Annotated in this window: 17 protein-coding genes, 1 tRNA gene and 1 pseudogene; 10 read left to right on the top strand and 9 right to left on the bottom strand. The window is 69.6% G+C overall.

Annotation, left to right across the window (positions count from 1 at the left end):
* Window positions 1-186: 186 nt before the first annotated feature.
* The 3 genes from JQX13_RS47645 to JQX13_RS47635 all read left to right on the top strand — a co-directional run bounded on the left by JQX13_RS47645 (window position 187) and on the right by JQX13_RS47635 (window position 5,789).
* The gene (locus JQX13_RS47645; RefSeq protein ID WP_203406013.1) at window positions 187-1,017 is read left to right on the top strand and encodes a head GIN domain-containing protein; all 831 of its coding nucleotides are present in this window, start codon (window positions 187-189) and stop codon (window positions 1,015-1,017) included.
* A 209-nt stretch (window positions 1,018-1,226) separates the two neighbouring features.
* Window positions 1,227-5,123 (top strand): phosphoribosylformylglycinamidine synthase, encoded by a 3,897-nt coding sequence (gene purL / locus JQX13_RS47640; RefSeq protein WP_203406012.1) that lies wholly within the window; start codon window positions 1,227-1,229, stop codon window positions 5,121-5,123.
* A 63-nt stretch (window positions 5,124-5,186) separates the two neighbouring features.
* Window positions 5,187-5,789, top strand: a complete 603-nt coding sequence (locus JQX13_RS47635; protein ID WP_203406011.1) for a hypothetical protein — start codon at window positions 5,187-5,189, stop codon at window positions 5,787-5,789.
* A gap of 108 nt (window positions 5,790-5,897) precedes the next feature.
* On the opposite strand, the pseudogene JQX13_RS47630 reads toward JQX13_RS47635, so the two are convergent.
* From JQX13_RS47630 to JQX13_RS47620, 3 genes and pseudogenes are all read right to left on the bottom strand, one after another.
* Window positions 5,898-6,314, bottom strand: a pseudogene (locus tag JQX13_RS47630) (Uma2 family endonuclease); the annotation flags it as partial.
* A 175-nt stretch (window positions 6,315-6,489) separates the two neighbouring features.
* Window positions 6,490-8,010, bottom strand: a complete 1,521-nt coding sequence (locus tag JQX13_RS47625; RefSeq protein ID WP_239014299.1) for a M20/M25/M40 family metallo-hydrolase — start codon at window positions 8,008-8,010, stop codon at window positions 6,490-6,492.
* 163 nt (window positions 8,011-8,173) lie between these two features.
* Window positions 8,174-8,245, bottom strand: a tRNA-Cys gene (locus JQX13_RS47620).
* A gap of 126 nt (window positions 8,246-8,371) precedes the next feature.
* On the opposite strand from JQX13_RS47620, the gene JQX13_RS47615 reads away from it, so the two are divergent.
* The 4 genes from JQX13_RS47615 (at window position 8,372) to fdxA (ending at window position 11,612) form a co-directional block, all read left to right on the top strand.
* Complete coding sequence (locus JQX13_RS47615) at window positions 8,372-9,526, top strand: acyl-CoA dehydrogenase family protein (RefSeq protein WP_203412541.1); 1,155 nt, start codon at window positions 8,372-8,374, stop codon at window positions 9,524-9,526.
* 113 nt (window positions 9,527-9,639) lie between these two features.
* Window positions 9,640-9,993: a rhodanese-like domain-containing protein gene (locus JQX13_RS47610; protein ID WP_203406010.1), complete on the top strand. Its 354-nt coding sequence runs from the start codon at window positions 9,640-9,642 to the stop codon at window positions 9,991-9,993.
* Between the two features lie 103 nt (window positions 9,994-10,096).
* Complete coding sequence (gene asd / locus JQX13_RS47605; protein ID WP_203406009.1) at window positions 10,097-11,185, top strand: aspartate-semialdehyde dehydrogenase; 1,089 nt, start codon at window positions 10,097-10,099, stop codon at window positions 11,183-11,185.
* Between the two features lie 91 nt (window positions 11,186-11,276).
* Complete coding sequence (gene fdxA / locus JQX13_RS47600) at window positions 11,277-11,612, top strand: ferredoxin FdxA (protein WP_203406008.1); 336 nt, start codon at window positions 11,277-11,279, stop codon at window positions 11,610-11,612.
* An 84-nt stretch (window positions 11,613-11,696) separates the two neighbouring features.
* Here the strand turns inward: fdxA and JQX13_RS47595 are convergent, their stop codons facing one another.
* The gene (locus tag JQX13_RS47595) at window positions 11,697-12,461 is read right to left on the bottom strand and encodes a hypothetical protein (RefSeq protein WP_203406007.1); all 765 of its coding nucleotides are present in this window, start codon (window positions 12,459-12,461) and stop codon (window positions 11,697-11,699) included.
* 169 nt (window positions 12,462-12,630) lie between these two features.
* Between JQX13_RS47595 and JQX13_RS47590 the strand changes: the two genes are divergently transcribed.
* Entirely contained in the window at window positions 12,631-13,104 is a 474-nt protein-coding gene (locus tag JQX13_RS47590; protein ID WP_203406006.1) for a hypothetical protein, read from the top strand.
* Between the two features lie 7 nt (window positions 13,105-13,111).
* Here the strand turns inward: JQX13_RS47590 and JQX13_RS47585 are convergent, their stop codons facing one another.
* Window positions 13,112-14,182 (bottom strand): hypothetical protein, encoded by a 1,071-nt coding sequence (locus tag JQX13_RS47585; RefSeq protein ID WP_203406005.1) that lies wholly within the window; start codon window positions 14,180-14,182, stop codon window positions 13,112-13,114.
* A gap of 252 nt (window positions 14,183-14,434) precedes the next feature.
* On the opposite strand from JQX13_RS47585, the gene JQX13_RS47580 reads away from it, so the two are divergent.
* A complete protein-coding gene (locus JQX13_RS47580) occupies window positions 14,435-14,908 on the top strand; it encodes a GNAT family N-acetyltransferase (RefSeq protein ID WP_203406004.1) in 474 nt (157 codons plus the stop codon).
* A 79-nt stretch (window positions 14,909-14,987) separates the two neighbouring features.
* On the opposite strand, the gene hrpB is transcribed toward JQX13_RS47580, so the two are convergent.
* The 4 genes from hrpB to JQX13_RS47560 form a co-directional block, all read right to left on the bottom strand.
* Complete coding sequence (gene hrpB, locus JQX13_RS47575; protein ID WP_203406003.1) at window positions 14,988-17,552, bottom strand: ATP-dependent helicase HrpB; 2,565 nt, start codon at window positions 17,550-17,552, stop codon at window positions 14,988-14,990.
* Between the two features lie 38 nt (window positions 17,553-17,590).
* Entirely contained in the window at window positions 17,591-18,727 is a 1,137-nt protein-coding gene (locus JQX13_RS47570; protein WP_203406002.1) for a hypothetical protein, read from the bottom strand.
* A gap of 82 nt (window positions 18,728-18,809) precedes the next feature.
* Complete coding sequence (locus JQX13_RS47565; protein ID WP_203406001.1) at window positions 18,810-19,514, bottom strand: HAD family hydrolase; 705 nt, start codon at window positions 19,512-19,514, stop codon at window positions 18,810-18,812.
* 36 nt (window positions 19,515-19,550) lie between these two features.
* Window positions 19,551-20,189 (bottom strand): HEAT repeat domain-containing protein, encoded by a 639-nt coding sequence (locus tag JQX13_RS47560; RefSeq protein ID WP_203406000.1) that lies wholly within the window; start codon window positions 20,187-20,189, stop codon window positions 19,551-19,553.
* 119 nt (window positions 20,190-20,308) lie between these two features.
* Between JQX13_RS47560 and JQX13_RS47555 the strand changes: the two genes are divergently transcribed.
* Window positions 20,309-20,701, top strand: coding sequence for a DsrE family protein (locus tag JQX13_RS47555; protein ID WP_203405999.1), 393 nt, complete (start codon window positions 20,309-20,311; stop codon window positions 20,699-20,701).
* Window positions 20,702-20,815 lie beyond the last annotated feature (114 nt).

Raw genomic sequence — 20,815 nt, 5'->3', positions numbered from 1 at the left:
CCGGTGCCGGGCCAGCGGCGTCCGGCCATGCGGAAACCCGCGGCATTCAATCACATCCGGGCCCGGAGGAAGCGCGTCGGAAAACACACTGGGAGGGTGACAGTTTCGCTGGGAGGCGGTGTTCCAGGCGGCATGACCTTTCGGCGCCGCCTGGTGGGCTGGCGTCCTTTCATGGGGAGTCAGCACATGTGGAAGAGCCTCTGTGTGGGTGTGGCGGCGCTGCTGTTCCTGCCGGCCTGCGGTCTGATCGGAGAGCAGGGGGATGGCCATAAGGTCACGGTGTCGCGTGACCTCACCGGCTTCACCCGGGTGGAAAATCACAGTCCGCTGGACGTGTTGGTGCGCGAGGCCGACACCGGGTCCGTGAACGTCACGCTCGACGAGAACCTGCACCGGTACATCACCACCCGCGTCTCCGGGGAAACGCTCGTCATCGACAACACCTACAACCTCTCGTTCTCGGGCGAGGGCCGGGTTGTGGTGCTGCTGCCGCGCTTCCTCGGCGCGATGAACGATGGCTCCGGAGATCTCCTCGTCGAGAGCGTGACCCAATCCAACGCGCTCACCCTCGAGCTCGAGGGCTCTGGCGACGTGCGCTACTGTGGGCCGGCGTCCAGTCTCACCGCGAGCCTGTCTGGCTCCGGCGACATGACGCTCTGCACCCCGGCGGAGCAGGTGCTCGAGAGCGTGACCCTGGAGTCCGATGGCTCCGGAGATCTCACCTATGACGGCTCCGCGAAGAGCCTGGAGTCCTCCAACGATGGCTCGGGGAACATGAGCCTCTCCGGCTCGGCGCCGCGATTCGTGGCTCGGGTGGAGTCCAGCGGGAACATCGAGGCCCAGGGGCTCACCAGCGAGCAGGCGGAGCTGGACGTGTCCGGCTCCGGCAATCTGAGCGCGACCGTTTCCGAGTCCGTGTCGGTGCGGATCTCGGGCTCCGGCAATGTGGATCTGTGGGGCGGCGCCACGATTCGTGACGTGAGCCTCGACGGCAGCGGTAACCTCCGGCGCCACTGAGTCAGAAGGGCACCTCGTCCGGCCGTACAGGAGGCCCTTTCCCGCCCGGTTGGAGCACCGGGGAGCGGGGGAGGGCCGCCCTCATTTTCTCGGAAGTCACGTCCCGACCGGCCCTGGGAGGGCCATCCATCACGATCTCTTCGGATGCGGGGGGGAGGCTGTGGTTATAAGACGGCCGCACATTTCAGGACCCCTCTCCCAGAGATTCCATGCTCACCCTGCGTGGCGCCCCCGCCCTCTCCGAGTTCCGTCTGGCCAAGCTGCTCGCTCGCTGCCGCGAGCTGGAGCCCGCCGTGGCCTCCGTCTACGCGGAGTTCGTGCACTTCATCGATGTCGCGACCGCCCTCTCGGAGCCCGAGCGGGCCCTGATGGACAGGCTGCTGGAGTACGGCCCAAGGCTGGCCCGGAAGGAGCCCCGCGGAAGCCTGCAGCTCGTCATCCCGCGCCCCGGTACCATTTCTCCCTGGTCGTCGAAGGGCACGGACATCTTCCAGAACTGCGGCCTGCGCGGCGTGCGGCGGGCCGAGCGTGGCATCGCCTATTGGGTCGCCGATGAGGCAGGCAAGGCGCTGGGTGCCGCGCAGCTCGCCCGGGTGCAGCCGGTGCTGCACGACCGGATGACGCAGGCGGTGGTGGGCCGCGAGGAGGACGCCGCCATCCTCTTCGCCGGGCACACGCCCCGGTCGCTCACCACGGTGGACGTGCTGGGCGGAGGCCGGGCCGCGCTCGTCTCCGCCAACCGCGAGCTGGGCCTGGCCCTGGCCGAGGACGAGATCGACTACCTGGTGGCGCGCTTCACCGAGCTGAAGCGCAACCCCACCGACGTCGAGCTGATGATGTTCGCGCAGGCCAACAGCGAGCACTGCCGGCACAAGATCTTCAACGCGTCGTGGACGATCGACGGGGAGAAGCAGGAGCGCTCGCTCTTCCAGTCCATCAAGAACACCTACGCGGCGAACAAGGAAGGCGTGCTGTCGGCGTACAAGGACAACGCGGCGGTGATGGAGGGCTTCGAGGTCGATCGCCTCTTCCCGGACGCGGCCAACGGCGAGTACCGCTTCCACCGCGAGCCCGCGCACATCCTGATGAAGGTGGAGACGCACAACCATCCCACGGCCATCTCGCCGCACCCGGGAGCCTCCACGGGCGCGGGCGGTGAGATTCGGGACGAGGGCGCCACGGGCCGGGGCGCGAAGCCCAAGGCGGGCCTGACGGGGTTCTCCGTCTCGAACCTGCGCATCCCCGGCTACGAGCGGCCCTGGGAGCAGCCCTACGGCAAGCCCGAGCGCATCGTGTCCGCGCTCGACATCATGATCGACGGCCCGCTGGGTGGCGCCGCCTTCAACAACGAGTTCGGCCGGCCCAACCTGTGCGGCTACTTCCGCAGCTTCGAGATGCAGGTGCCCACGCCCGAGGGCGTGGAGGTCCGCGGCTATCACAAGCCGATCATGATCGCCGGAGGACTCGGCAACATCCGGGCGCCGCACGTGCAGAAGGGCACGCTGAAGCCGGGGGACAAGATCGTCGTGCTGGGCGGCCCGGCGATGCTGATCGGCCTGGGCGGCGGCGCGGCGTCCTCGATGACGCAGGGCGCGAGCGCGGCGGATCTCGACTTCGCCTCGGTGCAGCGGGACAACCCGGAGATGGAGCGGCGCTGCCAGGAGGTCATCGACCGGTGCTGGGAGCAGGGCGAGGCCAACCCCATCCGCTCCATCCATGACGTGGGGGCGGGCGGCCTGTCCAACGCGGTGCCGGAGCTCATCCACGACAACAACCTGGGTGGACGCTTCGAGCTGCGCGAGGTGCCCAACGCCGAGCCGGGCATGGCGCCGGTGGAGATCTGGTGCAACGAGGCGCAGGAGCGCTACGTGCTGGCCATCGCGCCGGAGGACCTGCCGCGCTTCACGGCGCTGTGCGAGCGCGAGCGGGCGCCGTTCGCGGTGCTCGGCGAGGCCACCGAGGAGCAGGTGCTGAAGCTGACGGACCGGCAGTTCGGCAACGCGCCCATCGACATCCCGATGGACGTGCTGTTCGGCAAGCCGCCGCGGATGCACCGGGACGTGAAGTCTCGCCGGCTGGCGCACGCCGAGCTGACGCTGGAGGCTCCGGTGAAGGAGCTGCTGGGGCGGGTGCTCGAGCACCCGACGGTGGCGGACAAGGGCTTCCTCATCACGATCGGTGACCGGACGGTGTCGGGCCTGACGGCGAGGGACCAGATGGTGGGCCCGTGGCAGGTGCCGGTGGCGGACTGCGCGGTGACGCTGTCGGCGCACGCGGGCTACACGGGCGAGGCCATGGCCATGGGCGAGCGCACGCCGGTGGCGCTCATCGACGCGGCGGCCTCGGCGCGCATGGCGGTGGCGGAGTCCATCACGAACATCGCCTCGGCGCGGATCGGCAAGCTGGGCGACGTGAAGCTGTCGGCCAACTGGATGGCCGCCGCCGGCAGCCCGGGCGAGGACGCCAACCTGTACGCCGCGGTGAAGGCGGTGGGCATGGAGCTGTGCCCGGCGCTGGGCCTCACCATTCCGGTGGGCAAGGACTCCATGTCCATGCGCACGGTGTGGGAGGAGAAGGGGGCGCGCAAGGCGGTGACGGCGCCGCTGTCGCTCATCGTGTCGGCCTTCGCGCCGGTGCTCGACGTGCGCAGGTCCCTCACGCCGCAGATTCGCGAGCCGGACTCGGACACGCGGCTGGTGTTCGTGGACCTGGCGGACGGCAGGCAGCGGCTGGGCGGCTCGGTGCTGGCGCAGACCTGGTCGCAGGTGGGCCAGCAGTGCCCGGACGTGGAGAACCCCGAGACGCTGAAGGGCTTCTTCGCCGCGATGCAGGCGCTCAACGAGGAGGGCCTGGTCCTGGCCTACCATGACCGCTCCGACGGAGGCCTGCTGACCTCGCTGGTGGAGATGGCCTTCGCGGGCCACTGCGGCTTCGAGGTGGACGTGGCGGCGCTGGGCTCGGATGCGGTCGCGGCGCTCTTCAACGAGGAGCTGGGCGCGGTACTGCAGGTACGTGTGGAGAACCTCCAGCGCGTGCGCGCGGTGCTGACGCGGCACGGACTGGGCTCGGCGTACCACGAGCTCGGCCGGCCCCAGGCGGCCCTGACGGTTCAGGTGCGCCACGGCGCGAAGGTCCTCCTGGAGGAGGACACGATGGCACTGCGCAAGCTGTGGTCCCGCGTCAGCTACGAGATGCAGAAGCTGCGCGACAACCCTCGCTGCGCCGAGGAGGAGTACGCCGCGAAGTGCGACCCGAGCGACCCTGGCCTGTCGCCCCGGCTCACGTTCGATCCGAAGGAGGACGTGGCGGCGCCGTACATCGCGAAGGGCGTGAAGCCCCGGGTGGTCATCCTGCGAGAGCAGGGGGTGAACAGCCAGCTCGAGATGGCGCGAGCGTTCATCCGCGCGGGCTTCAACGCGGTGGATGTGCACATGAGCGACATCCTGTCGGGGCGGGTGTCGCTGAAGGACTTCACGGGCGTCGCGGCCTGCGGAGGCTTCTCGTACGGCGACGTGCTGGGCGCGGGTGGAGGCTGGGCGCGCTCAATCCTGTTCAACGCGAGGGCGCGTGACGAGTTCGCCGCCTTCTTCGCTCGCTCGGGCACGTTCGCCCTGGGCGTCTGCAACGGCTGCCAGATGATGTCGCAGTTGCGCGACCTCATCCCGGGGGCCGAGCACTTCCCACACTTCGTGCGCAACGCCTCGGAGCAGTTCGAGGCGCGGCTGGTGCAGGTGGAGGTGGCGGAGAGCCCGTCGCTGTTCTTCAAGGGCATGGAGGGCAGCCGGATCCTCATCGCGTCGTCGCACGGCGAGGGACGGGCGGAGTTCACGAGCCCCGAGGAAGGGGCGCGGGTGAACGGGCTGGGCCTGGTGACGGCGCGCTTCGTGGACAACCACGGGCGGGTGACGGAGACGTACCCGGCGAATCCGAACGGCTCGCCGCACGGAATCGCGGGCATGACGTCGAGGGACGGGCGAGTCACCATCATGATGCCACACCCGGAGCGCGTGAGCCGGAGCGTGCAGTACTCGTGGTGCCCGCCGGAGTGGGGCGAGGATGGCCCCTGGATGCGGATGTTCCGCAACGCACGCGCCGCGCTGGGCTGATTGAACGGCGTGTCCTGGTTCCGCTCAGGACACACCGAGCTTCCTCCCGTGCGGCAGGGGGCCATGACGTTGCGCTTCCGGGCGTGGTGTAGCCTGCGCTACATCCGCCCGAGGGCCCTCATGTCCCGTCACGTGCTGATTGCAGTGCTGTGCCTGTCGCTCACCGCCTCCGCCGACACTCCGAACCTCTTCGAGCCGAAGGAGCTGTCGAGCGAGGAGGTGCTGACCTTCGTCCTCTCCTGCTCCGAGAAGGTCAAGAAGTCCAACCCGAGCCTTCAGGACGACAATCGCCTGCGGTATTGCACGTGCGCGGCGGACGCCTTGCGCCTGCGACACAAGCAGAAAGGGAAGGACGAGGCGCCAACACCTGAGGATCTTCGGCGCTGCGCGAACGAGGTCGTCAAGCAGGCCCCCTCGCAAGAGGCCCAGGTCCAGAGTCAACCCGAGCAGTCCTCGGCGGACCCGACGGTAGTGCCAGCCTCCACGCAGGCTCCACGAGACACAGGCTGGAGCGTGGATGAGTCTGACGAGGCCTCTTCGTCAGATTCCCCCAGCTCCGCCCCAGCACGGACCTGCTGCAAGGTGTGCAAGAAAGGCTGTCCCTGCGGGGACTCGTGCATCTCGTGCAGCAAGGTCTGCCATAAGGGACCCGGCTGCGCCTGTTGAGTCCGGGCTACTCGGACCAGACGAGCGCCAGTTCGAGCTCGACGGCCTCGAAGGCTCGGCGTGGACGCGCTCGTCTCCGGCGAAGGAATCGACGAGCAACCAGTGACGTCCCGCTCCCCGGAAGATGTCGAGCGTGCGGGCGACCGGGTCCACGTGCCACACGTTCCGCACTCCCTCCCGAGCGTAGATGCGCATCTTCTCGACCTTGTCGATGCGCCGCGTGCGCTCGGAGAGCACCTCGCACACCCAATCTGGGGCGAGGTCGTAGTACGCCGGGGCATCGTCTCCGCCGATAGCCAAAGGCAGGCGCTCGCGTCTCCACCCGGCGATGTCTGGCACAAGCTTGTCCGGCCGGGAACCGAGGTGGAACTCGGGCTCATCGAGGATGACCCATCCGCCCGGTCCCCCTTTGCCGAACAAGAAGGGCATCGAGAGGAGAGCGCCCAGGCGCGACGCCGCGTTGGTGTGCGGGCGATCCGGGCGAGGGCTGAGGTGCAGCTCGCCGTTGAGAATCTCCGCCACCATCTCGGGGGGAGCTGCTTGGAAGGCCGCCTCGACGGACGGGTCGTTCGGCTCGGTGGACTCGGGATCGGAGGGACGGCGAGGGACCATGCGTGGAGATTTCAGCATGCCTCTCACACAGAGCAATCCCGAAGCCGCCGGATTCGGGAGCCTCCGTCCGGTCGGTGGCGGCTTGGCGTCAGCGGGTCGCGGGGCCCGCGCGGGTGTTCCCCTTTCGTCCGCGCTTCCCAGACATCCAGTCGTCGTATTGGCCGGAGCTCTTCAGCTGCTGGCCCAGGTCCGTGGTGCGCACCAGTTCCTCCACTTGAGCACGTGATTGGCGCGGCAGCTTCGCGTCCATCTGCGCGAAGCCATACGCGATCGCCGCCGTGATGGCGGTATTGAGCCGCAGCTGCTGCGGGTCGCACTTGTCCAGCTCGTCCGAGCGTGCGTGGTAGTTCGGACCGTAGAGCGCGGGCTCCTGGTTGGCCACCAGGTTGGGTACGCCGTGCAGCATGAAGTCGAAGTTGTCCGTACCCACGAGCGGCACGTCCACCTGCGTGAAGGGGCCCAGTCCCTTCACCGGCTCGAGCGCGCGGTCCACCAGGGGAGGCAGCTCGGGGCGTCCGCCCGTGAAGAAGCCGGTGATGCGCCCGCAGCCGATGTCGAATGAGGCTGCCATCACGTGCTTGTCCAGCTCGGCCTCGTGCGATTGCGTGTAGCCTGCGGAGCCGTACATGCCCTGCTCCTCGCCGTTCCACAGGGCGAAGCGCAGGGTGCGCGCCGGTTTGATGCCCAGCCGCTTCATCTGCCGGGCCACATCGATGAGCGCCACCACGTTGGCCCCGTTGTCCAGCGCGCCCGTGCCCAGGTCCCACGAGTCCAGGTGCGCGCCGAGCACCACCACCTCGTCCGGGCGCGTGCTGCCACGAATCTCCCCGATGACGTTGTAGCTCTCGTAGGCGGGCCCGGACTGAATGTCGATGTCGGCCGTGAGGGTCAGCGTCTTGCCCGCGCGAAGCAGGCGCTGGGCGCGCAGGGCGCCGTCCCGCTCCATCACCATCATGGGCCGCGTGTTGCGCAGGCCCACGGACACGTTGTGCCGGTACAGCAGGTTGTTGGGCCGCGAGCCCACGTACACCACGCCCGCCACTCCGGCCGCGAAGGCCCGCTGCTCGATTTCAGCGGCCTCGGCGTACTCGCGGAACAGGCCGTCCACGTCCTTCAGCTCCGCCGTGTCCACGAGCAGGAACGCGCCCTTCGCCTTCTGTCCGAGTGCTTGGAAGTCCTTCTCCGTCCCCTTGCCGGCATCGAGTAGCGGAGCCGTCATCCCGCCTCTGGGGGTCGCGGTGGAGAAGGGCATGGCCGCGATGCGCGGCGAGTAGTCCACCCCGGCGCCGCGCACGCTGGCGGACGCCGAGCGCTCCAGCCACAGGCCCGGCATCTGGAAGGCCTCCTTGCGAGCCTCGACGCCGGCCTCACGGAAGCGCGCGAGCGCCCAGTCCACCGAGCGCAGGTTGGCCGGCGAGCCCGTCGCCCTACCGCCCACCTCGTCGACGAGGGACTGCAGGTCGCGCAGCAGCGGCGTGTCCCCGAGGAAGGCGGAGGTCAGCCGAGCCGCCTCGGCCCGAGTGGCTTCCGAGGACTTCACCGCGGCCTTGGACGACTCCGCGGCCAGGGCCGGTGAGCCGAGGAGGGACAGGGACAGGAGGGACGACACCAGTCGACGGGAAGAAATGCTCAGGAGCGGACTCCAGGGAGGGTGGGGCGGCGAGCATCTCCCCGGCCTTCCGAGGACGGCAAGGCCACTTCCCGCTACGCTCCCGGACCCCGGAAACACGAAGGCCCGATGTGAACCGGAGTCCACATCGGGCCTTACTGTGAGGCGCCACCCGGATTCGAACCGGGGAATGAAGGTTTTGCAGACCTTTGCCTTACCACTTGGCTATGGCGCCGCGAGAAGCGTGTACGGCCTTATATGAACCCGAAACAGCCGGGTCAAGACAGTAGAGAGGGGAGTCTGCTCGTCCGTGTCCGGTAGCATCGGGGGCGAGCGGTCCAGCCACCGGAGGTACGTCACGATGCTGCACGGTTACGGGCTGTACCTGGAGGAGCACGAGGCCTTCCGCCGCACGGTCCGGGCGGTGGTGGACAAGGAGCTGAAGCCCTTCGCCAGCGAGTGGGAGGAGAAGGAGGAGTTCCCCCGGGAGCTCTTCACCCGCTTTGGCGAGCTGGGCTTCCTGGGCCTCAAGTACCCGGAGGCGTATGGGGGCTCCAACGCCGGGGAGCTGTACGAGGCGGTGCTGCTCGAGGAGATGGGGCGCTGCGGCTCGGGAGGAGTCGCCGCCGGATTGGGGGCCCAGCACACCATCGCCACCGGCCCCCTGCACAAGTTCGGCACCGAGGACCAGAAGCGGCGCTTCCTCGCCCCGGCCATCCGGGGGGAGAAGATCGGCGCGCTCGGCATCACGGAGCCCAATGGGGGCTCGGACGTGGCCGGCCTGCTCACCACCGCCCGCCGCGATGGCGACAGCTACGTCGTCAACGGCTCGAAGACCTACATCACCAATGGGGTCAGGGCGGACTTCGTGGTGCTGGCGGTGAAGACGAACCCCGAGGCCGGGCACAAGGGTCTGTCCCTGCTGGTGGTGGAGAAGGGCACCCCCGGCTTCTCCGTGGGGCGGAAGCTGAAGAAGCTCGGGTGGCGGGCCTCGGACACCGGGGAGCTCTTCTTCGACGACTGTCGGGTGCCCGCGGCCAACCTCCTGGGTGGGGTGGAGGGGCAGGGCTTCTATCAGATCATGGGCAACTTCCAGTGGGAGCGCCTGTCACTCGCCCTGGGGGCGCTCGGGGCCATGGAGGAGATGCTGGAGGTCGTCATGGCCCACGTGAGGGATCGGCGGGCGTTCGGCCAGGCGCTCCACGAGTTCCAGGTGGTGCGGCACAAGATCGCCGAGCTGGCCACCGACTTCGAGGCGGCGCGTCAGCTCACCTACCACGCGCTGCGCCTGCACGTGGGGGGCGAGTACGCCATTGCCCAGACGTCCATGGCCAAGAAGGTGGCCACCGAGACGGCCTGCCGGGTGGCCGACGCGTGTCTCCAGCTCCACGGCGGCGCCGGATACATGATGGAGTACGACATCCAGCGACACTGGCGGGACGCGCGCCTGGGCCCCATTGGTGGGGGGACCAGCGAGATCATGAACGAGATCATCGCCCGGCAGCTCGGCCTCTAGGACAGCGCTGTCCAGAGGAGGGCCCTGTCCAGGCGGACAGGCGGGCCGTTGGGAAGGGGATGGGTGTGCTCCTCGTTCTGCGGTACAGACACCGCATCAGGAGGTCCCGGGTGGTGGATCCCCGAATACCTTGTACCGAGCTCTACGTACGGCTCGGAGACGAGGAAGTGCTCGTGCTCGACTGCCGTGATCCCGCGGATTGGGAGCGCTTCGGCCTGCACATCCCTGGAGCCCTGTGGATGCCCTTCGAGGAAATCCTACGGGACGCGGCGGCACTTCCCGATGACGAGCTCATCGTGGTGTGTGGGTGTTCTCCGGACGGCTCGGACTCGCGCCGGGCCTGCCGCCTGCTTCAACAGCGGGGGTTCAACGCCATCTGTCTGGAAGGTGGCCTCCAGGGGTGGATCACCCATGGGTTGCCGACCGAGAGCCACATTTCGGGCACTTCGGCGAGTGGGATGTGCTGAGTCCCGGAGTGTCTACCTGCGCCGCGGTGCGTAGAAGTCCGGCGCCAAAGGGTGTAAAGGACGCGCCATCCCCACGACCCCTACTGAAAGGGAGTCACACGTCATGGCCAAGCTTCGCGCCGTCCTCATTGGTGCCACTGGACTTGCCGGCCAGCAGTTCATCGCCGCGCTGAAGGATCACCCCTACATCGAGCTCACCGGGCTGGCGGCCTCGCCGCGCTCGGCGGGCAAGGCCTACGCGGAGGCGCTGCGCACGGCCAACGGGATGACCGCCTGGTTCGTCCCCGAGGCGATGCCGGAGTCGATCGCGAAGATGAAGGTGGTGAGCGGCGAGGAGGTCCAGGCGAAGGACTACGACATCGCCTTCTCGGCGGTGGAGTCGGACGTGGCCAAGGACATGGAGCCCCGGCTCGCGCGGGACATCCCCGTGTTCTCCGCGGCCAGCGCCTTCCGCTACGAGGAGGACGTGCCGCTGCTCATTCCCCCGGTGAACGCCGCCCACTCGCCGCTGGTGCGCGAGCAGCAGAAGCGCCGCGGCTGGAAGGGCTTCATCGTCCCCATCCCCAACTGCACCACCACGGGTCTGGCCATCACCCTGGCCCCGCTGGCCGAGCACTTCGGCGTCAAGGCGGTGATGATGACCTCGATGCAGGCCATGTCCGGCGCGGGCCGCTCGCCTGGCGTCATCGGCCTGGACATCCTGGACAACGTCATCCCCTACATTCCCAAGGAGGAGGAGAAGGTCCAGGTGGAGACGAAGAAGATCCTCGGCGCGCTGCGGGCCGGGGGCTCGGCCATCGCTCCGCATGACGTCCGGGTGTCCTGCACCTGCACCCGCGTGGCGGTGATGGAGGGGCACACCGAGTCCGTCTTCGTGTCGCTCGGGCGCAAGGCCTCCGTGCAGGAGGTGGTGGCGGCGATGCGCGAGTGGCGGGGCGCTGACGTGTCGCGCGACCTGCCGTCGGCTCCGCCGCGGTGGATCGAGGTGTTGGATGATCCGTTCCGCCCGCAGCCGCGCCTGGATCGCGACACCCACGCGGGCATGGCCACCACGGTGGGCCGGGTGCGCGAGGACGGCGTCCTGGAGAACGGCTTCAAGTACCTGCTCGTCTCCCACAATACGAAGATGGGAGCGGCCAAGGGAGCCATCCTGGTAGCCGAACTGATGCGTGCCCAGGGCCTTCTGGGGTGAGGCGAAGGGGGGTGCTTAATTTAGGGAGTGCCACCCCCGCGACAACCCATTAGTGTGCGCGGGCACGGACTCAGTCCAAGAGGAGATTTCAATGGCTTACGTGGTCACCGAGCCTTGCATCAAGTGCAAGTACACCGACTGTGTCGAGGTCTGCCCGGTCAACTGCTTCTACGAGGGCGCCAACTTCCTGGTCATCCACCCGGACGAGTGCATCGACTGCGGTGCGTGTGAGCCGGTCTGCCCGACCAAGGCGATCTTCCCCGAGTCGGATCTGCCCTCCGAGTATGGCGAGTACAAGGCGCTGAACGCGCAGTTCGCCACGCAGTGGCCGAACATCGCGGAGAAGAAGGCGGCCCTGCCCGACGCCGACAGCTTCAAGGACAAGAAGGGCAAGCGGAGCCTGCTCGAGGCCAAGCCCGGCAAGTAGGCCGCTCATCCCCGAGTCCCAAGGTCGTTCCAAGGCCCCCCGTCGAAAGACGGCAGGGCCTTTTTCCTGCCCGGAGTTCCCCTCTCAAGAGGAGTGGAAGGCACTGAGCTTCAGGCCCCGTTCGGCCAGGGCGCCACGGATGCGTGCCAGCTCCTTCTGGGGGAGGGGCCCACGGCGCCCCTGGATGCGCAGGGCCACCTCGCGCTCACCCGTGCGTTCCACCTCCACGGTGGCGTCCAGGGAACCCCCCAGCCGCATCGCCAGCGCGGGCCGCTGCGACTTCACGAACACGTCGATCTTCTCGATGAGCTCCAGGGTGGCCTGGACGCGGGCCTCGGAGCTCTGGGTCTCCACGGCCCCGGCGCTGGCTCCACCCGGGCCCGTTGCTCCGGAGAGGGCAGCCGCCTCCAGGGGAGGCGTGGTGGGTCGGGTTTCCTGGGTGGGTGATGGCAGGGGGGCGTGTGGAGCCACCGGCTCGGCGCTCGGTTCACGGGTGAGCTCCCGGGCGATGAGGTCGGTCACGCGCTGTCGCACCTGCTCCTGGTTTGCCTGCTGGGCCTCCCCGCGCACTTCCCGGAGTCGGTGGGCCTCGACATTCAGTCCCTGTCGGACCTGTCCGAGGTGCTCGGCGCTGGCGAAGGCGCCCTGTCGTGGCGTCCGCGCCAGCCCGTTGGTGGCCACGGTTGCAGTGGCGGCGCGTGTGGGGGCCAGGGAGGTGCGGGGGGTTGGTCCTCCTCGAGCCGGGGTCTTCACCGCATTCGGGGGGGTCTTCTTCAGCGCTTCCTGGAAGCGTTTCTTGTCCGATGCCGGCCGGGCCGGCGCTGCCTCGTTATGACCGTCGACCTTCATGGTCCCTCTCGGCGCTGGGTGGAACCCGAGGGGGAGCACGGCTCATGCCAGGGGGCGCTCGTCGGCGGGGGCTCGGGACGGGCTCTCCGTCCGTGGACGATCGGCTCGTGAGTGGGACGCCTGGGGCCGATGACTCGGACGCGGGCCTGCGAGTACTGTTTTCCCCCTCATGACCACCGACTCCAGCCCCCAGTCCCCCCGGACGCTCTCGCGTCGCACCGAGATCATCTTCCTCGTCATCTACTGCGTCTGCTTCAGCTTCGGCGGGTTCGTTCACATCGTCGACCTGGTGATGAACCAGCCGCTGGCGCGCACGACGGGGCCGGCGCCCGGCACCACCCTCCCATTCGTGTGGAACGTCATCTCGACGTCGTTCGCGTTCTTCAATCCGCTGACGGTGGTGCTGCTGCTGGTGCGGCGCCAGGCGGGCATCGCGCTCATGGTGGCGGTCACCTCGCTGGTGTTCGTGATGAACCTCGAGCTGATGGTTCAGTGGTGGCTCCAGGCGCGCTACCTGCACCACCAGTGGATCTACCTGAACGGCACGTTGGGTCTCTTCCAGCTCGTGACGGCGCCCTGGATGTGGCGGACCGCCGCGGCCCGGTCGGCGGCCCGGAGCGCGTCCCCGGCCATCGCCGGGTAGCGCGTGACTAGCGGCCGGGCTGTCCGAAGGCTCCCGACTGCGCGGGGGCGACGCCCATCAAGTCGTTGACGGCGAGCGGGCAGCGGGCGACGGCGTTGGGATCCACCAGGACGTTGCCCTGGGACCAGTTGCGGTCCTGGAAGATGAGCGCGTCGCGCAGCTCCACCTCCTCCACCGCCTTCTTGAAGCCCCAGAAGCGTCCGCGGACCATCAACTGGGTGCCCTTGGGGATGCGGCTCAGATCCAGGTACTGCTGGGGCGCGAGCCGCGCGGTGATGTTGACCACGGGGCGCTTCTTGGGCGTGCCGAAGACGTTGATCTCTCCGGCGTTGGGATCGGGCGGGTACCACACCATCCGGGCCACGGCCGTGGGCACCTCGGGCGCCTCCTCGAGGGGCTCGCTCCCGCGCTTCTTGGACTTCTTCTTCTTCTTTTTCGGCTGCTCCACGCTCAGATCGATCAGCTCCAGGCCCCCGAAGGCCACCTGCCGGTCGAGGTAGCTCTCGCGGAACATCTTCTCGGCGGAGCGGGCGGCGGTGGCGTTGGCGCGGCGGACCTCGATCTCGTAGCGGTCACGCAGGGCGGGCAGGGTGAGGAAGAAGCTGTCGATGGGCTGCAGTCCCTCGGAGAGGAAGCGCAGCTTGCCCACGTCGATGGTGAGCACCACGGGCCCGAGGGCGGCCGCCGTCTGGAACCATTTGGGGGAGAGCTTGCGGTCGATCAGCACGCGCCGCACCATGGCCACCAGGTACACGTTGGCCTGGAAGCGCGGGGTGCTGAGCTGCGTGTTGAGCGCCTCGACGAGCAGGGGGTCCAGGTAGAAGTTCTCGTCGCGCTTGTGGAGCAGGGGCGCGGTCTCTCCGAGCAGCGTGAGCAGCCCCCCGAGGAGCTGGGCGCAGTTCGGATCCTTCGTCCCCTGGACGAGGGCCTGGTTGATGCCGGTCTTGAGGAAGCGGCGGTCGAAGTCCTCCTCCTTGATGTTGGGGACGTCGTTGCCGGAGCCGAAGAAGACCTCGGGCTGGGCCGCGGCGGGGAGGGAGACGAGGCAGAGGGCGAGTGCGAGGAGAGCGGATCGCATCGCGCCGGAAGTTACCACGCCGGGGAGCCGGGCTCTCCGGGGAGACGCGGAGAACGTGCGCGGCGGCGAAAACGGGGAGGACGTGACGGGTACGATGGCGAAGTGGCCCCCGAGGTAGGACGCCCCGGGGCGAGCGGGGGGCGGACGCCTGGCAGCCTGCATGGTGGGTCCTGCTCCATGGGAGCGTCCGATGCGTCGGTATGCCTTTTCGTCTGTTTGAGCCGCCGGGATTTGTGTACCTTGCTTGGCGTCATGTCGAACGCGGAGAATCCCCAGCCGGTCACCATCGCTCAGATCAAGAACGAAGCTGAGTTGTGGCAGGCGCTCGCCATCCGCGAGGTGGTGTTCATCGAAGAGCAGCACGTGCCCGAAGGCATCGAGCGGGACGCCGAGGATGCGAAGGCGTACCACGTGCTGGCCTTTCAGGGTGGGCACGCCATCGGGACGGGGCGTCTGGTGATGTTACCAGAGCCGCCACCCGGAGAGTCCGGGGTGTGGGCGCAGATCGGACGAATGGCGGTGCTGCAGGCGCACCGGAAGGCCCGGGTGGGCGCGATGCTCCTGACGACGCTGGAGGACGAGGCGCGGCGTCGGGGAGTGAACGGCATCATGCTTCACTCACAGTTGTACGCACTCGAGTTCTACAAGAAGCAGGGCTACGAAGTGCTGGGCGAGGTCTTCAAGGAAGCGGGCATCGACCACCTGGAGATGCGCAAGAAGCTGTAGCCCCACTCACCCCTCTCCCCCTGGGAGAGGGACGGGGTGAGGGTATCGAAGCCCCCGGGTTGAACCCCGCCGTACCCCCTCAAATCCGTCGGCCGCGCTCGGCCGGGGTCTGCGCGTGGCGCGGGTCCTCGGGCCAGCTGTGCTTCGGGTACTTCCGGCACAGCTCCTTGCGGATGGAGGGGTAGTGCCGCTCCCAGAAGCCCGCGAGGTCCGTGGTCACCTGGACGGCCCGCATGTTGGGCGCGAGCAGGTGGAGCACGAGCGGAACCCGCCCGGCGCACACACTGGGCCCCTGGGCCATACCGAAGAAGTCCTGGAGCCGGGACTCGACCCAAGGGGGCTTGCCGGGCTCGTAGTGGACCTTGGCGGTGCGCCCACCGGGGAGGGAGACCTTCTCGGGGGCGTGGTTGGAGAGGAGGCGGGCCTGCTCGGAGGTGAGCCGGGAGTAGAGCGCGTCGAGGAGTGAGACGCCTTCGAGGTCCGCGAAGCTCCGGGCGCCGGCGCACAGGGACGCGAGCGAGTCGCGCATGAACGCGTCGTCCACGGTGGGGAAGCCAGCCTCGGGGAAGGCCTGGGCGAGCAGGGCGACACGGGTGCGCCATTGCTGGAGGGCCTCGGGGTCGGCGAAGCGGCCAGGTCCGGCGGCGAGGGCCTGTTCCACGAGCACGCGCGCGGCCTCCTCGGAGGGCGGAGCGGGCGTACGGGTCTCCTCGAGGACGAGGTTGCCGTAGGACAGGCGGGTGATGCGCTCGACGCGCTTGGAGGCGGGGTTCCACTGGAGGGCATCCACCTCCTCCAGTGCGTCGGGGTACAGGTCGAGGAGCCACTCGGGCTCGACGGCGCTGGCGAGGCGGATGATGACGCCACGGCCGGGGCGCTCCTCTGCGTCCACGGCGATCATCAGATCGGGCTCCTGGACGACGCTGACCTCGGAGAGCTGCGCGGTGCCGCCGCCGAAGAGCAGGAGGTCGGGGGCGCGGGGCTTGCGGCGGCGGGCCACGCGGTCCGGGTAGCCGGCGAGCGCGCTGAGCATCAGCGCCTGTTCCACGTCCTCGGGACGGGAGGGCCGCTGCCCCTGCTCGCGCACGGCGCGCCGGAGCTGGCGCTGGACGCGATCCACGGCCTGCACGGCGCCCTGCTCCAGGGAGAGCGACTGGACGCGGCCGGAGGAGAAGTTGGCGCGCTCGGCCTCGCGGAAGCGCTCGAGCAGCTCCAGCAGATCCGAGGGCCCGGCGACGACGTTGGCGGCCCGGCCCGGTCCGGAGAGGTTGGTGCGAGCCTCGCGGCGGATGTCACGCTCACCGACGAGGGCGGCGAGCAGGGCCGCGTCCGCGCCGACGCCGCGCCGTTCGCCCTCGGCGATGATGCGGGCCTGGCGTGGGTGGAGGGGGAAGCGAAGGAGCCGCTGGCCGATGTCCGTCACGGAGCCATCGGAGGCGACGGCGCCCAGGCGGCGCAGGAGCGTTTCCGCGGCTTCGAGCGAGGCGGCCGGAGGGGGCTCGAAGAAGGGGAAGGAGGCCAGGTCCTTGATGCCCGAGGCGCGCAGGGCGAGCACGGTCTCGGCCAGGTCCATGCGGCGGATTTCGGGGGCGTCCTGCTCGGGGCGGCCGTCGAAGTCGTGCTGGGTGTAGAGGCGGAGACAGTGGCCGGAGCGGGTACGGCCGGCGCGGCCGGCGCGCTGGGTGGCGGAGGCGCGGCTCACCTTGGCGAGCTTGAGGATGGGCAGCCCGGACCAGGGCGAGTGCGAGGCCACGCGGGCCAGTCCGGAATCGATGACGGCGGCGACCCCGTCGATGGTGACGGAGGTCTCCGCGACGTTGGTGGAGAGGATGATCTTCCGGCGCGAGCTGCGGCGCACGGCGCGGTCCTGCTCGGCGGGGGGCAGGTCGCCGTGGAGGGGGAGCAGGTCGATGCCGTGACGTTCGGCGAACTCGGCGCAGGTCTCCCGGGCGCGGCGGATCTCCCCGGCGCCGGGGAGGAACACGAGCACGTCGCCGTCGAGGCCGTTGGCATGGAGCCGCTTGATGCCGGAGAGCACCTGGGCATCGAGGTAGCGGTCATCGGCGGTGGGGAGGTACTCGAGGCTGACGTCGAAGCGGCGGCCCTCGGAGCGCAGGGTGGGGCAGTGGTCGAGGTAGGCGCTGATGGGAGCGGCCTCGAGCGTGGCGGACATGACCACGATCTTCAGGTCGCGCCGGGGGCCCTGCTGGAGGCGGCGGAGGAGGGCGAGCGAGATGTCGGCGGAGAGGTGGCGCTCGTGGAACTCATCGAGCACGACGACGCCCACGTCGCGCAGGGTGGGATCGGAGAGGAGACGCCGGCCGAGCACGCCCTCGGTGACGAAGGAGAGGCGCGTCTTGGGGCCGCGGACGTCCTCGAAACGGACCTGGTAGCCGACGGTCTCGCCCACGCGCTCGCCGATCTCCTCGGAGACGCGCTGGGCGGCGAGCCGGGTGGGGAGGCGGCGGGGCTGGAGGACGACGATCTCCTTGCCCTGACCGAGGCCGGCCTCGAGCAGGGCACGGGGCACGCGGGTCGTCTTGCCGGCGCCGGGAGGGGCTTCCAGGACGAGCGAGCTCGCGCCACGCAGGGTGGAGACGATCTCGGGCAGGAGCGGATCGATGGGAAGGGCGACGTCGGCCATGGCCGATTCCTCTTAACGGGGGCGCGAGGCCCCGGCTTTCAGGTCGACTCCGAGGTGGTGGACTTGGGCTCGCTCTTCTTGCGTCCGCGCTTGCCGGCCACCTTGGGAGCGGACCTCGCCTCCGGGGTGGGCTTCGCCTCGGGATCGGGTGCGGCCTCTGGAGCCGAGGCCTCGGCGGCAGGAGGCTCGGCGGCAGGAGGCTCGGCGGCAGGAGGAGCGGGCGGTGGCTCGGAAGCCGGCTGGGCCTCCGAAGCCGGAGCCGCGGCGGCGATCTCGGGGGCACCGGCCTCGGGAGGGGCCTCGGAGGAACCCGGCTCCGAGGGCGGTGCGGACCCGGAGAGCGCGGCGAGCTCGGCCAGCTCCGCGGCACTGGGCTCGACGGAGTTGGACTCGAGAGGAGTGGGGTCCACGACCTCGGCCTCGGGGGCACCGGCCTCGGGAGGGGCCACCTCGGTCGAGTCCGGGATCGGCAGCCCGCGACCGGCGCGCTTGCGCGGCTTGGCGGCGAGACCGGAGTTCTCGAAGGCCTCCGGGAGGGGGGCGAGGGCGGCCTCGGCGAGGCACCGGGCCTGGCGCAGGGCGATGTCCAGGCGCTTGCCCAGGGCGATGAGCTCGGCGCGGAGGGGCGCGGCCTGCTCATGGGGGAGCTGAACGGGGGCGAAGCAGGACTGCCAGTGGGCGTAGGCGGTGGCCACCTGGTTCAGCACGGGGCGGACGAAGGAGAAGTCGTCGCGGGCGAGGATGCGGGAGACGTAGGAGGACTTGAGGCGGCGCTCGTAGCTGGCGACGAACTCCTGGAGGGTCTCGCGGGAGGCGCGGCGCAGCTGGGGGAACTTGAGGTGGGGGAAGAGGGCCTCGATGACGGGGGAGCGGCTGCTGGCGCAGAAGGTGATGCCGGCGTGGAGCTTCTCCAGGCTGTCGACCCAGACGTTCTGGAGGTTGAAGGCGAACTCCTCGCGGACCTCCTCGAGCTCGGGCAGGTCGCGCACCTTCTCCAGGATGGAGGCGGCGGGGGCGCGCTCGGTGCGGATGAGCTGTACGGCGGTGGCCAGCCACTCCTTCTCGCGCTCCAGACCCGGGCGGCCCGCGAGCAGCTCATCGGCGGCGGCGAGGCGCGAGTCGAAGGCCTCGGCGAAACGGACGAGATCGTAGGCTTCGAGGGTGGACAACGACATGGGGTGGGGCCTCCTCGGGTCCGGGCGGGACGGCCGAGATAGCACACCCGGGACGGAGCGTTACCGGAAGAGCGAACCCGGTTCAGCGCCCGTCGAGCAGGGCGGCGAGCGCTTCGCGGGCGGTGAAGTCGGGGAAGGCATAGGTGGCGCCGGAGGCGAGCAGGGCCTCGGGGGTGAAATTGCCGGTCCCCACGCCGATGCTGGTGGCGCCGATGCCCTGGGCGGCGGCGATGTCCTTGGGGGTATCGCCGATGACGACGACGCGGCACTCCTCGACGGGGACGCGGAGCAGGGCGGCGCCGCTGCGGGCGCCATGGCGGATGAGCTCGACGCGGTCCTCGTGGTCGCAGCCGAAGCCCCCGAAGGAGAAGCGGTCGTGGATGCGGACGCGCTCGAGCTTGATGCGGGCACCCTCGCGCACGTTGCCGGTGCCGAGCCCCACGGCGAAGCCCTGGCGGGACAGGGCGGCGTCGACGGCCTCGCGCATGCCGGGGTGGAGGCGGTAGTCGCGCTCATCGACGAGGGGGACCTCCTGGGCGAGGTACTGGAGGTAGGTGTCGATGACGGCGGTGATGGCCTCGGGGGTGGGGGGGACGCCGATGATGTCGAGCGCCTTGCGGACGATGGCGCGGTCGGTCATGCCGGACAGGCTGAAGGAGTCACAGGCATCGCGGCGGCCGTGGAGGCGCTCGAAGGCGAGTGCGAGGGAGCGTCGACCGGCGCCTCCGGTGGTGACGAGGGTGCCATCGATGTCGAAGAGGAGCACGGTGGGGCGCATGGCCCCCATCTAACGAAAGCTCCGCTCCGATGCGAGCCCCACGTCCTAGGGCTCGATGTAGCTGAGCCCCTGCTGGATCGCCTCGCGGACGGCGAGGGTCTCCTCGAAGGGCAACCGTTCCTCCAGGACCTTGCGGGCCTCGGTGCCGCCCATCCGTCCGAGGGTCTGGGCGGCGGTTGCGCGAACATGCTCGCTGCGATCGGAGAGGAGTGGGGTCAGCAGGGGGAAGGCCTCGAGCCCCGCGCGGCGGCCGAGGGCGAGCGTGGCGGCGGCGCGCACGGAGTCTGGGGTGGTCTGGCTGAGCAGGAGTCGCTGGAGGCGCTGGGTGGCCTCGGGGTTCTCCACCACGGCGATGGCGGCGACGGCGCGGGTGCGTTGGAGCTCGGGGGTGGAGGGGTTGCTGGCGAGCCCGAGCAATTCGGAGAGTGCTTCGGGTCCGAGCGGGGCCCAGTCCGCGGCGCGGGGGAGGGACTCGGGGCTCTCGAGCAGGCGGAGGATCTCCTCACGGACCGTTGCGCGGGGCTGGGGCGCGGAGGGGGGCATCCTGACCGCGGCGGCCTCGCCCAGGGGGGAAGGCCCCGTCAGGAGCAACGTGGCGAGCGCGCACGTGGGGACCAGGGCGGCGCGCCATCCGCGGGAGCGCGAGGCGGCGCGAGCGGGAACGGACTGGGGGGAGAATGGCATGGGGGAGCTCCCTCGTACGGACCTTCGACGGGGCCCCGTTATAGGCCGGAGACGCGGGAGGATTCGACGCACCCCGAGTGCCTTTTGCTGAAAGTGGATTCTTGTATTGTCGCGCGCCCATGGCCGGACGCGTCTTCTTCTTCCTACAGCACGCCACCTACGAGCCTGCGTACCAGGCCGCCTCGATGGGCAAGACCGCGGCGGCGATGGGGGACGAGGTGTACTTCGTCTTCGCCTTCGACGCACTGCGGGCGCTGGTGCGAGGCCGTTTCGGTCTGCCGCACAGTGAGAAGGAGCTGTCGGAAAGTGCACGGGCGGAGGGGCTCGGAGTGTCCACTCCGGCACGCATGTTGGAGGAGGCGCGGGCACTGGGGGCGAAGCTCGTGGCGTGCGACACCACGGTAAGAATCTGTGGATACGCGCCGGAGGAGCTTCGGGGGACGCTGGACGAGGTGATGGGACTGGCGTCGTTGTGGAGATTGACGGCCACAGCACGCACCCTTGCCCTCTAGGTAGGCCTGGAGTTGATGCTGGCCGTGGGTGCGCCGGAGAGGGTATCCTCGGCGAACTTTCGGGGCCGGACCCTGGTAGGCGCGGGGGAAGCCCCGTGCCTGTTTCCGCGGAGC

The organism is Archangium violaceum (genome assembly GCF_016859125.1).
GTDB classification, from domain to species: domain Bacteria; phylum Myxococcota; class Myxococcia; order Myxococcales; family Myxococcaceae; genus Archangium; species Archangium violaceum_A.
This window is presented reverse-complemented; position numbering and strand designations above follow the sequence as displayed.